The sequence below is a fragment of the Bradyrhizobium sp. Mp19 genome (genome assembly GCF_029952935.1).
In the GTDB taxonomy this organism is placed as follows: Bacteria; Pseudomonadota; Alphaproteobacteria; order Rhizobiales; family Xanthobacteraceae; genus Bradyrhizobium; species Bradyrhizobium elkanii.
This window is the reverse complement of the sequence record NZ_JASAUT010000002.1, coordinates 311,885-324,018: the sequence shown is the minus strand read 5'-3', so window position 1 is coordinate 324,018 and position 12,134 is coordinate 311,885. Positions and strand designations below refer to the sequence as shown.

Here is a 12,134-nt window from a genome sequence, read left to right as displayed (position 1 = left end):
CCTGCCAGGCCTAAAGCGCCTGCGCGGAGATCACGCTCAACAAGGTAGGGATCGCCGATGACGGCAGCATTTACGTTTCCCGGGCAGGGCTCGCAGGCGGTTGGCATGGGCAAGGCCCTGGCCGACGCCTTTCCGGCGGCCAAGGCGGTGTTCGACGAGGTCGATTCCGCGCTGGGCGAGAAGCTGACCGCGATCATCTGGGACGGTCCCGGCGAGACATTGCAGCTCACCGAAAATGCCCAGCCGGCGCTGATGGCGGTGTCGATCGCCACTTTGCGCGTGCTCGAGAGCGAGGCCGGCTTCTCGGTCGGCCGCAACGCGGCCTTTGTTGCCGGGCACTCGCTCGGCGAGTATTCGGCGCTGGCTGCCGCCGGGAGCCTCTCCGTCAGCGACACCGCGCGGCTGCTCCGCACCCGCGGACTCGCGATGCAGAAGGCGGTGCCGGTCGGCGTCGGTGCGATGGCCGCGCTGCTCGGTCTCGACTACGAAACCGCCGTGGCGGTCGCCAACGAGGCGGCGCAGGGACAAGTCTGCCAGGCCGCCAACGACAATGGCGGCGGCCAGGTGGTGGTCTCCGGCGACAAGGCCGCGGTCGATCGCGCGGTCGAAATCGCCAAGACCAAGGGCGCCAAGCGCGCCATGCTGCTGCCGGTGTCGGCGCCGTTCCATTGCAACCTGATGCAGCCGGCGGCCGATGCGATGGCAGAGGCGTTGTCCGGCGTGACCATCAAGGCGCCTGCGGCGCCGCTCGTCTGCAACGTGCTGGCCTCCGCCATCACCGATCCCGACGAGATCCGCCGCCGCCTGATCGAACAGGTTACCGGGACGGTTCGCTGGCGCGAGTCGGTCGCCTATATGGCAGGGCACGGCGTGACGCGGTTCTTCGAGATCGGCGCCGGCAAGGTGCTGAGCGGCCTCGTCAAGCGCATTGCCGACGGCGCGGTCGGCGTGTCAGTCGGCGGTCCGAACGATATTGCTGCGGCCAAGGACGCGCTCACAGCTTCGGCTTGAAGCAGCCGGAAGGAGAATTCGATGTTTGATCTGACTGGCAAGACGGCGCTCGTCACGGGCGCAACCGGCGGCATCGGCGGTGCGATCGCGCAGGCGCTGCATGCGCAGGGCGCGACGGTGGCGATCTCGGGAACGCGGCGTGAGGTGCTGGATGGCTTTGCGGCCAAGCTCGGCGAGCGCGTGCACGTGCTGCCCTGCAATCTCTCCAGCAAGGATGATGTCGAGGCGCTGGTGCCGGCAGCGGAAGCTGCGATGGGACAGGTCGACATCCTGATCGCCAACGCCGGCATCACCCGCGACAACCTGTTCGTGCAGCTGCGCGACGAGGACTGGGACGACGTGATCGCGGTCAACCTGACCGCGACGTTCCGCCTGGCGCGCGCCGCGACCAAACTGATGATGCGCAAGCGCTTCGGCCGCATCATCGCGATCACCTCGATCGTCGGCGTCACCGGCAATCCGGGGCAGGGCAACTACACCGCGTCGAAGGCCGGCATCATCGGCCTGATCAAGACGCTGGGCGCCGAATACGCCAAGCGCGGCGTGACCGCCAATTGCATCGCGCCGGGTTTCATCAAGACGCCGATGACGGATGCGCTCAACGACAAGCAGCGCGAAACCATCCTGGCGAAGGTTCCTGCGGCGCGCCTCGGAACGCCTGAGGACATCGCCGCTGCGGCGGTCTATCTGGCCTCGAACGAGGCCGCCTACGTCACCGGACAGACGATTCACGTCAACGGCGGGATGGCTATGATTTGAGCTGCTTGCTGGCTCTCGCAATGCGGCGAAAAGCCGTTTTCGAGAGCCGGTTCAGGCGTGTAGTCAAGGCTTTGGAAGTATGGTAGCTGAACCCCCCATGGATGGGCAAAGAACGCCATTGCAGGATTTTGAAACCCTGTATATTGGCGTGGCGACGCCTGCCGTTCGCCGGGGCTTTAGTCGGCTACGACCGGGCCGAATCAAGACTATGCGCGACTGAGTAATCGAGACGACCACGATGGCTCGTATCGTCTTGGGGTCGGGTCCAATGGAACAACGAGGTTGAACGATGAGTGAGATTGGCGAGCGGGTTAAGAAGATTGTGGTCGAGCACCTTGGTGTCGAACCCGAGAAGGTGGTCGATAGCGCGAGCTTCATCGATGACCTCGGCGCCGACAGCCTCGACACGGTCGAGCTCGTGATGGCATTCGAAGAAGAATTCGGTTGCGAGATTCCCGACGACGCGGCGGAGACGATTCTGACCGTCGGCGACGCGACCAAGTTTCTTGAGAAGAACGCGAAGAGCTGACGCCGATCGCGAATTTGACGGGGCCGGACGGACTGCGATCGAGCGGTCCCCCGGCTTCTTATTATCAGCCGCGCATTGCTGGCCGGAGACGTGGAAATGAGACGAGTTGTCGTCACGGGGCTGGGCATGCTTACACCGCTCGGCTGCGGCGTTGACGCAACTTGGGCGCGCATCCTCGCCGGAGACAGCGGCGGCAAGACGATCGACACGTTCGACGTGTCCGACCTGCCGAGCCAGGTCGCCTGCTACATTCCGCGCGGCGACGGCTCCAACGGCACCTTCAATCCCGATCAGTGGATGGAGCCGAAGGACCAGCGAAAGGTCGACGACTTCATCCTCTATGCGATGTGCGCGGCCAAGCAGGCGCTGGACGATGCCAACTGGCATCCGAAGTCGGATGAGGACCAGTTCGCCACCGGCACGATGATCGGCTCCGGCATCGGCGGCCTCACCGGCATTGCCGAGACGGCGGTGCTGCTGAAGGAGCGCGGACCGCGCAGGGTCTCTCCCTTCTTCATTCCGGGCCGCCTGATCAATCTGGCCTCTGGTTACGTCTCGATCGAGCACGGCCTGAAGGGGCCCAATCATGCGGTGGTCACGGCGTGCTCGACCGGCGCGCATGCGGTCGGCGACGCAGCGCGGCTGATCGCGCTCGGCGATGCCGAGGTGATGGTCGCCGGCGGCGCCGAATCGCCGATCTCGCGCATCGGCATCGCCGGCTTCTGCGCGGCGCGTGCGCTGTCCACCGGCTTCAACGACACCCCGCAAAAGGCATCGCGGCCGTACGACAAGGATCGCGACGGCTTCGTGATGGGCGAGGGCGCCGGCGTCCTCGTGCTCGAGGAATACGAGCACGCGAAGCGCCGCGGCGCGAAGATCTATGCCGAGGTCACCGGCTATGGCCTGTCGGGCGATGCCTTCCATATCACCTCGCCGCCGCCCGACGGCAACGGCGGCTTCCGCAGCATGAGCATGGCGCTGAAGCGCGCCGGCCTCGCGGCATCCGACCTCGACTACATCAATGCACACGGCACCTCGACGCAGGTCGGCGACGAGATCGAGCTCGGCGCGGTCGAGCGTCTGCTCGGCAATGCGGCCTCGAAGGTTTCGATGTCGTCGACCAAGTCCGCCACCGGACATCTGCTCGGTGCGGCCGGCGCGATCGAGGCGATCTTCGCGATCCTGGCGATTCGCGATAACGTGGTGCCGCCGACCATCAATCTCGACAATCCGTCGGTGCAAACGGCGATCGATCTTGTGCCGCATACGTCGCGCAAGCGTGACGTCAATGTGGCGCTGTCCAATTCCTTCGGTTTCGGCGGCACAAACGCCTCCGTGATCGTGCAGCGCGTGACCAATTAGTAGGTCTTTAGAACTAGTCCACCGTTTTGCCGTATTCCGCGGTGACTCCTAATAGCGGGCGTATGCTATTGGCAGGGCAGGGGTTTGTCCGGCCACGATTCAACCGGCAGGATATTGGTTTGCATCGATGAGTGAGAGGCCGCCCATTTCACCGAGGAGTCCACGCGCCGCGCTGGAGCCCGAACAGCTTCCGCCGCCGCCCAAGCGCTCGGATCGCGCCCGCAATCCCTTCGTGATCGTCGGCAATGCCATCTTCACCATCCTGATCATCCTGATGATCGGCGCCGGAGCGACGTATTACTACGGCAAGCAGGCGCTGGAATCGCCGGGACCGCTGCAGGAAGACAAGATCGTCAACATCCCGGCGCGCGCCGGCAAGCGTGACATCGCCGACGTGCTCTCGCGTGAGGGCATCATCAACGTCAATCCGTGGGTCTTCATCGGCGGCGTGTTCGCGCTGAAGGCAAGCTCCGATCTCAAGCCCGGCGAATATTCGTTCCAGAAGAATGCCAGCCTGCGCGACGTCATCGCCACCATCGTCGACGGCAAGGTGGTGCAGCACGCCATCACGATACCGGAAGGCCTGACTTCCGAGCAGATCGTGACGCGGCTGTCCGACAACGACATCTTCACCGGCTCGGTGCGCGAGATCCCGCGCGAGGGCACGCTGCTGCCGGAAACCTACAAATTCCCGCGCGGCACCACGCGCGACCAGGTGATCCAGCGCTTGCAGCAGGCGCAGAAGCGCGTGCTCGCCGAAATCTGGGAACGCCGCAACACCGACACGCCGCTGAAATCGCCGGACCAGCTGGTGACGCTGGCCTCGATCGTCGAGAAGGAAACCGGCCGCGCCGACGAGCGCAGTCGCGTGGCCGCCGTGTTCGTCAACCGCCTGCGCCAGCGGATGAAGCTGCAGTCCGATCCGACCATCATCTACGGACTGGTGGGCGGCAAGGGAACGCTGGGCCGTCCGATCAAGCGTAGCGAGATCACGCAGCCGTCGCCCTACAACACCTATGTGATCGACGGCCTGCCGCCCGGACCGATCGCCAATCCCGGCCGCGCCTCGCTGGAGGCGACCGCGAACCCGGCGCGCACCCGCGACCTGTTCTTCGTCGCCGATGGAACCGGCGGCCACGCCTTCACCGAAACCTACGACCAGCACGCGAAGAACGTCGCCAAGCTGCGCGCGTCGGAGAAGCAGATCCAGAACGACACGGTCGAGCCCGCGGATGATCCGGCGCCTGCCGCCGCGGCGCCCGGCGCCGACACCAATCCCACGGCGACGACGCCGAAGCCCACCAATCAAAAGAAGCCGCCGCGCGGTCGGCAGGGCGCAGCCCAGCAGACCAATTCGCCGCCGGTGGTGCAGCGCTAAAGCGCGATGCGATCGTCGCGCTTTAGCTTCTTGTTTGAGCACGATCTTTCGGAAAACCGCTTCACACTTTTCCGGATCATGCTGTAGCTCTGCGTTTCCGGAGGTGGAACGTAATTCCACTTTCACGGAATCCGTTTTAAGGTCGCACCGGCTCCCCACGAGTCTCGCAGGCTCCGGGTGAGTCCCATATCCTTCTGTTGGAGAGTTCACGCGATGGCGCTGTCGAGCATGACTGGCTTTGCCCGAAGCCATGGCGCAAGCGGTCCCTACACGTTCGAGTGGGAGCTGAAGTCGGTCAATGCCAAGGGCTTTGACCTGCGGTTGCGGCTTCCGCCGGGCTGGGACGAACTGGAAGCGCTTGCCAAGAAACGGGCCGGTGAGCTGCTGTCGCGCGGCACGGTCTACGCCAATCTCAGCGTCAAGCGCACCGACGCGGCGCAGACGATCCGGATCAATGAGGACGTGCTCGCCGCCGTGGTGAAGGTCGCAGGCACGCTCGCGCAGCGGATCGACGCGGTGGCACCGAGCATCGACGGACTGCTCGGCATCAAGGGCGTCATCGAGGTGGTCGAGCCCGAGAGCAACGAGGACGAGGACAAGGCCGCGCGCGAGGCGGCGGCGATGGCCTTCGAGCAGGCGCTCGGCAGCCTTGTCGAGATGCGCCGCCGCGAGGGCGATGCGCTGGGGCAGATCCTGATGCAGCGGATGGACGAGATCGAGCGGCTCGCCAGGCGCGCCGAGACCGCTCCCGGCCGCAAGCCCGAGGCGATCAAGGCGCGGCTTGCCGAGCAGATCGCGGCCCTGCTCGAGACCTCCGACCGCTTCGATGCCGACCGCCTGAACCAGGAGGCGATCCTGATCGCCACCAAGGCCGACATCCGCGAGGAGCTCGACCGCATCGCCTCGCACATCGCCCAGGCACGCGAGATGATCGGTAAGGGCGGTCCGGTCGGACGCCGGCTCGACTTCCTCGCCCAGGAATTCAATCGCGAGGTGAACACCTGCTGCTCGAAGTCGAATGACGTCGAGCTGACCAACACCGGGCTTGAAATGAAGAACGTGGTCGAGCAGTTCCGCGAACAGGTCCAGAATCTGGAGTGAATGATGACGGCGCAGGGTTTTGACGGCGTTGAGCGGCGCGGACTGATGTTCGTCCTGTCGTCGCCCTCGGGCGCCGGCAAGACCACGCTGTCGCGCATGCTGCTGGAGCGCGAGCCGGGCCTGAAGATGTCGGTGTCGGCGACGACGCGGCCGATGCGGCCGGGCGAGGTCGAGGGCCGCGACTATTTCTTCGTCGACAAGAAGAAGTTCGAGACGATGGTCGAGCAGGGTGAACTGCTCGAATGGGCCACCGTATTCGACAACCGCTATGGCACGCCGCGTGCGCCGGTCGAGGCCGCCCTATCGGTGGGGCAGGATGTTCTGTTCGATATCGACTGGCAGGGCACCCAACAGCTCCACCAGAAAGCCAGCGCCGATGTGGTGCGGGTGTTCATCCTGCCGCCGTCGGCCGCCGATCTCGAGAAACGGCTGCATACCCGGGCGCAGGATTCGGAAGAGGTCATCCGCGGACGGATGAGCCGCGCCAGTCATGAACTGAGCCATTGGGCGGAATACGACTACATCGTCGTCAACCACAATGTCGACGACGCCTTTGCCGAGGTGCAGTCGATCCTGAAGGCCGAGCGCCTCAAGCGCGAGCGCCGCACCGGCCTCACCGAATTCGTGCGCGGCCTGCAGCGTCAGCTCGAGAAGTAGCAGGTTGAAGCCGTGACGCGATCGCGGGGGATCGCATCACGGTCATTTCCTTCAGCGCACTCTAGTTCGCAGCGCTGCGCGCAAGCCGCTGCAGCATTGCGGCGATCTGCTTGTTGTCCTGCTCTCTTTGATCCCGATCGCGCGCAGTCTCCCGGCGAGCAGCCGACGTCTCGGCGCGGCGTGGAGCGGGAGGCGTCTCGGCATGGCGCGGCACGGGTGTCTCGGCGCGGCGCGGCGCAGCCTCGGACAGACGCAGCGGACGGTCCCGGCTGACAACTGCCATCGGGGGCGCCGGCTCGGTGTGCAGCGAATCCCACGGCGCGTGCCACTCGTCCTCGGTCTGGTAGGGCGCCGAGCGCCTGCGGGTCAGCCCGAACACCAGCGCGCTGACCATGCCGGCCAGCGCCAGCGCTCCAACCATCACGATCAGCAACATCTGCGTCGACGATGATTTCTCCACCGACGCCTCGGCTGTGGCGGCAGGCGCCGGCGCGGCCGCCTGTTGCGGTGTCGCGTCAGCCTGCGCGACCACGGTCGGCGGGTCCGCGGCGCGCCGGGTTCCGTTGGTTCCGGCCATGCTCGAGGCATCCAGCCACCTGGCGTTCACGTCGGACGGCTGGGCGTTGGCACCCGGTGCTGCCGGATCGGTCGCGGCTGCCGTTCCACCGGCCTGGGTGGCGTCGGCGCTTGGCGCAGGCACGGCCGCGACCTGCGGTGAGGGCCATTCGGCATGGGCATCGGCGACGGATTTGCGCATCGCCGGCTGCTGCGGCGCGGGCTGGCTCTGTGGCGCCGGCTGGCTCTGTGGCGGCGTCGCGTCGGCCGTTGCGGTATCGGGCGCGGCTGCCGTTGGCGGCTGTTGTGCGGTCGCGGTCGCCGTCTTGGCCGCCTTGTTCTTGGCCTCGCCGAGATACCAGCACTTCTTCTTGCTGCGATCGAGATGGTAGAACCAGTGGCTTCCCGCAGGCGCGGTTCCCTTGGGCGCGGACAGACAGGTGTCCGCCGTGTTGGTGCTATTGGCCGTATTGGCGGCGGTCTGGGCCATGGCGCCGAAACTGGCGCCGGCCAGCATGCTGGCGGCAAGCGCCGCAGCGAATTTCGCTGAACGATTTGACATACGCGTCCCCGGTATCTCTTTTTTTACGCAAACGCTGGAGATCCCAATCTCGGCAAAGAGTTGGGTCGCAATGCGCCGCAAATCCGGAACGGGTAGGGCTTAATTGGGGCTCGCGGGGTGCCGCAATTGCGGCGGGCCGGTGGCCGTGGAACACGACTGTCAGGTTCCATCGGAGCGGCCGCGTCCCGCCGGCGGTAGCAGCACCGGCGGGACGTCATGTCTCAGCATGATCTTTCGGAAAACCGCGTCACACTTTTCCGGATCATGCTCTAGTTTTTCAGGACGATGCGTCCCACGACCTTGCCGGCGCGCAACTCGTCGATCCATTTCTGGACGTCGGCCATCGGCTCTTCCTTCATCGGCGTCGGCTTGATCTTGCCGGCGCGGGCGAGCGCCATCAATTCCTGACCTTCGGCCAGCGTGCCCACCATGAAGCCTTCGATGGTCATGCGCTTGTACACCCACTGCACCATCGGCAGCGTGAACTGGCCGCCCATCAGGCCGGACACCACGATCTTGCCGCCGCGCGCGACCGTCGACACCGCAAACGCCATCGACTTCTCGTTGCCGGCAAAGTCGACGACGCCGTCGAAGCCACCGTCGCTCTCCTTCAGCATGCGCTTGACGACATCGGGCTCTGCCGGGTCATAGGCGGCCGCCGCGCCATTCTTCAGCGCGGTCTCGCGCGCCGCGGGGCTGAGATCGGCAACCGTGATCGGCTGCTTGAACATCGCCTGCGCGAATGACAGGCCCATCATGCCGACGCCGCCGAGGCCGATCAGCAGCAAATTGCGCTGGCGCGGACGATCGACCAGGCGCTTCAGCGCGCCGTAGGCGGTGACGCCGGAGCACATCAGGGTGGCGGCCTGGTTGACCGGCAGCGGATCGTAATCGAGCAGGTATTTTGCGTCGGGCACCAGCACGTGGGTGGCGAAGCCGCCGTCGATCGAGACGCCGAGGAAGCGCTGCTTGACGCAGAGATTCTCGTCGCCGGCGAGGCAGTCGCGGCACTGGCCGCAGCCGATCCACGGGAAGACGGCCTTCTTCGTCCCGATCAGATCCTTCGGCGCATCGGGGCCGACCTCGTCGACCACGCCCGCGATCTCATGGCCGAGCGTGAAGGGCAGGGTCATGCCGCGGGTGGTGTCGAGCTTCTTGCCGCCGCCGAGATCGGCGTAGCCGTCCTGGATGTGGAGATCGGAATGGCACAGGCCGCAGCGCTCGATGCGCACCAGCACTTCGCGTCCCTGGGGCTTCGGCGTATCGACGATGGTTTCGCACAGCGGTGCATCGAATTTGACGAGGGATTGGCGAACCATACGCGCCATTACGTTTTCTCCTGTTGTTCTATTTTGTGGCCCGTATATCGGCCAATTCCCGGGCCATGGCAACAAAGCCCGCGACCGGAATGGTTTCGGCGCGCCGTGTCGCGTCGATACCGGCTGCGGCAGCAAGCTGCGCCGGATCGACCGACAGCGATTTCAGGCTCTGGCGCAGCATCTTGCGGCGCTGGCCGAAGGCGGCGGCCGCGACCTGCTCGAGCATGCGGCGGTCGCACGGCTCGGGCGCGGCGCGCGGTATCAGTCGTACCACCGAGGACGTGACCTTCGGTTGCGGCACGAAGGCCGCGGGCGAGATGTCGAACAAGATCTTGGTCTCGGCGCGCCAGTTGGCGAGCACCGCGAGCCGGCCATACGCCTCCTCGTCCTCATGGGCGACGATGCGCTCGGCGACCTCGCGCTGGAACATCAGGACCATCATATCGTACCAGGGCGGCCACGGCTCGATCGACAGCCAGTCGACCAAGAGCTGGGTCGCGATGTTGTAGGGCAGGTTGGCGATGATCTTGGCCTTGGCCCCATCGAGCAAGGGACGCGGGTCAAAGTGCTGCGCGTCGCCATGCACAATCTCGATGCGGCCGGGATAGCGCTTGGCGATGTAGTCGAGCGCGGCCAGCGCCCGCTCGTCGCGCTCGATGGCGATCACGCGTCTGGCGCCCAGCGCGAGCAGCGCGCGCGTCAAGCCGCCGGGACCGGGCCCGACCTCGATCACGGTGGAGTCTTCCAGCGGGCCCGCGGCGCGGGCAATGCGCGCCGTCAGGTTGAGATCGAGCAGAAAATTCTGGCCCAGCGATTTGCGCGCCGACAGCGAATGCTCGCGAATGATGTCGCGCAGCGGCGGCAGATCGTCGATCGTGCTCACTTAGCTTGATGCCGCGGCCATGCGCGCGGCGAGCCGGAGGGCGGCGATCAGGCTCGACGGATTGGCCTTGCCGGTGCCGGCGATATCGAATGCGGTGCCGTGATCGGGCGACGTCCGGATGAACGGCAGTCCCAGCGTGACGTTGACGGCGTCCTCGAACGCGACGGTCTTGATCGGGATCAGCGCCTGGTCGTGATACATGCAGATCGCGCAGTCATAGGTCTTGCGCACGGCTGCGTGGAACATGGTGTCGGCCGGCAGCGGGCCTCGGACGGCAATGCCATCGCGGCGCAGGATCTCGACCGCGGGCGCGACGATCTCGACGTCTTCCATGCCGAGCGTGCCGTCTTCACCGGCATGCGGATTGAGGCCGGCAATGGCGAGCCGCGGCGCCGCGAGGCCGAACCGCGCCTTCATGTCCGCGACCACGATCCGAGCGGTTGACACGATCAAGTCGGTCGTCAATTGCGCCAGCGCCTCGCGGACCGACACATGGATCGTCACCGGGACGACGGCGAGCGCCGGCGACCACAGCATCATCACCGGCTGCGGCGCGCGCCCGCCGCTTGCGGCGAGCTCGGCCAAGAACTCTGTGTGGCCGGGATGCCGGAAGCCGGCGCGGTACAGCACGTTCTTGGCGATCGGATTGGTGACGACGGCGCTGGCCTTGCCAGCGGCGACATCGGCGACGGCCTGCCGGATCGACGCCAGCGCCGCATCCGCACTCGTGCCGTCGGGCTGGCCCGGTAGCGCCTTCGCCGCCTTGCCGGTCGCAACGACGGGGAGGGCGCGTGCGAACGTCGCGGATGCCTCCTCGGCGCTGACCTCGGCCAATTCGACGGCAAGCCCGAGCGTCTTGGCGCGTTCGGCAAGCGCGGCACGGTCGCCGAGCAGATAGAACGGCGGGAGATGGAGTTCGCGGCGTCGCAGCCATGCGGCGAGCGTGATATCGGGGCCGATGCCTGCGGGCTCGCCGGATGTCAGTGCGAGAGGTTGAGCCATGCGTCAACGATAGTCGATCATCGCCCGCCTGGATATTCGATCATCGCGGCTTTCCGGACTTCCTGCAGATAGGCCTTCGACTTCGCCTCGTACTTCTGCACGTACATCTTGTCGCGCATCTCACGCTTCTTCGGCGTGTCGACGGTGGTTGCCTTCCGGCCGCAGAGGGCGACCATTTCGATGCCCTGCTTGGTGACCTCTGGAGGGGTGAGGTGGCCGACCGGGGTCTTGTCCAGGATGTCGCGCAGCGACTGCGGCAGGTCGGCCGAGGTCTTCACGACGATCTCGCGGATCGCGGCGTTGCGCATCGACTTGAAGGAGGTGTTGGCTTCCTCGCAGCTGGTGACGCGCTCGCGCAGGCTGTCCGCTTCCTTGCGGCGCCCCTCGAACTCCGACTGCGGCGCGCCGCGGGGCACGATCAGAACGACCGGCTGCATCCTGTATTCGAATGCCTCGGCCTCAGCCGTCCCTCCGGTCTCCTTGACCGCGTTGGCGACGTCCTTTTCGCCAACCTGCAGGCTTTCCTTGAAGCGGCCGCGGACCAGGCTGGTCCAGACCATGTCGGCCCTGATGCGCTGCTTCAGCGTGTCCGGGCGGATGCCCTTGCCCTCGAGCACCTTGGTGAGCTGGTCGCCGGAAAGCCGCATCCGCTGCGCCATGCCGCCGAAGGACTGGTCGATATCGCCGGCGGAGGGATCGACGCCGAATTTCTTGGCTTCCTTGATCTTCAGCTTCTCGTCGATCAGTTCGTCGAGGACGGTCTTCCGATCGGGGGTCTTGCCGCCGGTCAGCGCGTTCAGCTTGGCGCGCTGCTCGATGTCGTAATTGGTGATGGGCTCGCCATTGACCATCACGGCGATGGTCTGGGCATGCAGTCGCGCACCGCCTCCAAGCAGGAGGAAAAGAGCCAGCAGGAAACTCAACACTAGCTGATAGCGGCGCGTTGGCAGGCTAGCGGTCGTCATTATCGTCATGTCAGCCGTTTAAACCAATTCAAGCCGGAGCCACAGGCCTGC

12 protein-coding genes are annotated in these 12,134 nt (G+C 65.8%); 7 read left to right on the top strand and 5 right to left on the bottom strand.

Annotated elements, in window-relative coordinates; all coding sequences use genetic code 11:
- Positions 1 to 57 precede the first annotated feature (57 nt).
- From fabD to gmk, 7 genes are all read left to right on the top strand, one after another.
- On the top strand, positions 58 to 1,011 hold the full coding sequence (gene fabD / locus QJT82_RS04305; RefSeq protein ID WP_028344798.1) for an ACP S-malonyltransferase: 954 nt from the start codon (positions 58 to 60) through the stop codon (positions 1,009 to 1,011).
- Positions 1,012 to 1,032: 21 nt separating this feature from the next.
- On the top strand, positions 1,033 to 1,770 hold the full coding sequence (gene fabG / locus QJT82_RS04300) for a 3-oxoacyl-[acyl-carrier-protein] reductase (RefSeq protein WP_024581467.1): 738 nt from the start codon (positions 1,033 to 1,035) through the stop codon (positions 1,768 to 1,770).
- 289 nt (positions 1,771 to 2,059) lie between these two features.
- Positions 2,060 to 2,299: an acyl carrier protein gene (locus QJT82_RS04295; RefSeq protein WP_002716125.1), complete on the top strand. Its 240-nt coding sequence runs from the start codon at positions 2,060 to 2,062 to the stop codon at positions 2,297 to 2,299.
- Between the two features lie 96 nt (positions 2,300 to 2,395).
- Positions 2,396 to 3,661, top strand: coding sequence for a beta-ketoacyl-ACP synthase II (gene fabF, locus QJT82_RS04290; RefSeq protein ID WP_028344799.1), 1,266 nt, complete (start codon positions 2,396 to 2,398; stop codon positions 3,659 to 3,661).
- Positions 3,662 to 3,788: 127 nt separating this feature from the next.
- Positions 3,789 to 5,039, top strand: a complete 1,251-nt coding sequence (mltG, locus tag QJT82_RS04285) for an endolytic transglycosylase MltG (RefSeq protein WP_028344800.1) — start codon at positions 3,789 to 3,791, stop codon at positions 5,037 to 5,039.
- A 213-nt stretch (positions 5,040 to 5,252) separates the two neighbouring features.
- Positions 5,253 to 6,140, top strand: a complete 888-nt coding sequence (locus QJT82_RS04280) for a YicC/YloC family endoribonuclease (RefSeq protein ID WP_028344801.1) — start codon at positions 5,253 to 5,255, stop codon at positions 6,138 to 6,140.
- Between the two features lie 3 nt (positions 6,141 to 6,143).
- Entirely contained in the window at positions 6,144 to 6,797 is a 654-nt protein-coding gene (gmk, locus tag QJT82_RS04275; RefSeq protein ID WP_259245200.1) for a guanylate kinase, read from the top strand.
- 61 nt (positions 6,798 to 6,858) lie between these two features.
- Here gmk and QJT82_RS04270 read toward each other — a convergent pair whose 3' ends face one another.
- From QJT82_RS04270 to QJT82_RS04250, 5 genes are all read right to left on the bottom strand, one after another.
- Positions 6,859 to 7,914, bottom strand: coding sequence for a hypothetical protein (locus tag QJT82_RS04270; RefSeq protein WP_028344803.1), 1,056 nt, complete (start codon positions 7,912 to 7,914; stop codon positions 6,859 to 6,861).
- A gap of 269 nt (positions 7,915 to 8,183) precedes the next feature.
- Entirely contained in the window at positions 8,184 to 9,242 is a 1,059-nt protein-coding gene (locus QJT82_RS04265; RefSeq protein ID WP_028344804.1) for an alcohol dehydrogenase, read from the bottom strand.
- Positions 9,243 to 9,261: 19 nt separating this feature from the next.
- Positions 9,262 to 10,116 (bottom strand): 16S rRNA (adenine(1518)-N(6)/adenine(1519)-N(6))-dimethyltransferase RsmA, encoded by an 855-nt coding sequence (gene rsmA, locus QJT82_RS04260; protein WP_028344805.1) that lies wholly within the window; start codon positions 10,114 to 10,116, stop codon positions 9,262 to 9,264.
- Positions 10,117 to 11,118, bottom strand: coding sequence for a 4-hydroxythreonine-4-phosphate dehydrogenase PdxA (pdxA, locus tag QJT82_RS04255; protein ID WP_028344806.1), 1,002 nt, complete (start codon positions 11,116 to 11,118; stop codon positions 10,117 to 10,119).
- 17 nt (positions 11,119 to 11,135) lie between these two features.
- A complete protein-coding gene (locus tag QJT82_RS04250; RefSeq protein WP_028344807.1) occupies positions 11,136 to 12,083 on the bottom strand; it encodes a SurA N-terminal domain-containing protein in 948 nt (315 codons plus the stop codon).
- Positions 12,084 to 12,134: the final 51 nt, after the last annotated feature.

Coding starts and splice junctions, on each gene's coding strand:
- fabD (WP_028344798.1), top strand. CDS start 58: ATGACGGCAGCATTTACGTTTCCCGGGCAGGGCTCGCAGGCGGTTGGC.
- gmk (WP_259245200.1), top strand. CDS start 6,144: ATGACGGCGCAGGGTTTTGACGGCGTTGAGCGGCGCGGACTGATGTTC.
- QJT82_RS04280 (WP_028344801.1), top strand. CDS start 5,253: ATGGCGCTGTCGAGCATGACTGGCTTTGCCCGAAGCCATGGCGCAAGC.
- QJT82_RS04270 (WP_028344803.1), bottom strand. CDS start 7,914: ATGTCAAATCGTTCAGCGAAATTCGCTGCGGCGCTTGCCGCCAGCATG.
- QJT82_RS04295 (WP_002716125.1), top strand. CDS start 2,060: ATGAGTGAGATTGGCGAGCGGGTTAAGAAGATTGTGGTCGAGCACCTT.
- QJT82_RS04265 (WP_028344804.1), bottom strand. CDS start 9,242: ATGGCGCGTATGGTTCGCCAATCCCTCGTCAAATTCGATGCACCGCTG.
- mltG (WP_028344800.1), top strand. CDS start 3,789: ATGAGTGAGAGGCCGCCCATTTCACCGAGGAGTCCACGCGCCGCGCTG.
- QJT82_RS04250 (WP_028344807.1), bottom strand. CDS start 12,083: ATGACGACCGCTAGCCTGCCAACGCGCCGCTATCAGCTAGTGTTGAGT.
- fabG (WP_024581467.1), top strand. CDS start 1,033: ATGTTTGATCTGACTGGCAAGACGGCGCTCGTCACGGGCGCAACCGGC.
- pdxA (WP_028344806.1), bottom strand. CDS start 11,118: ATGGCTCAACCTCTCGCACTGACATCCGGCGAGCCCGCAGGCATCGGC.
- fabF (WP_028344799.1), top strand. CDS start 2,396: ATGAGACGAGTTGTCGTCACGGGGCTGGGCATGCTTACACCGCTCGGC.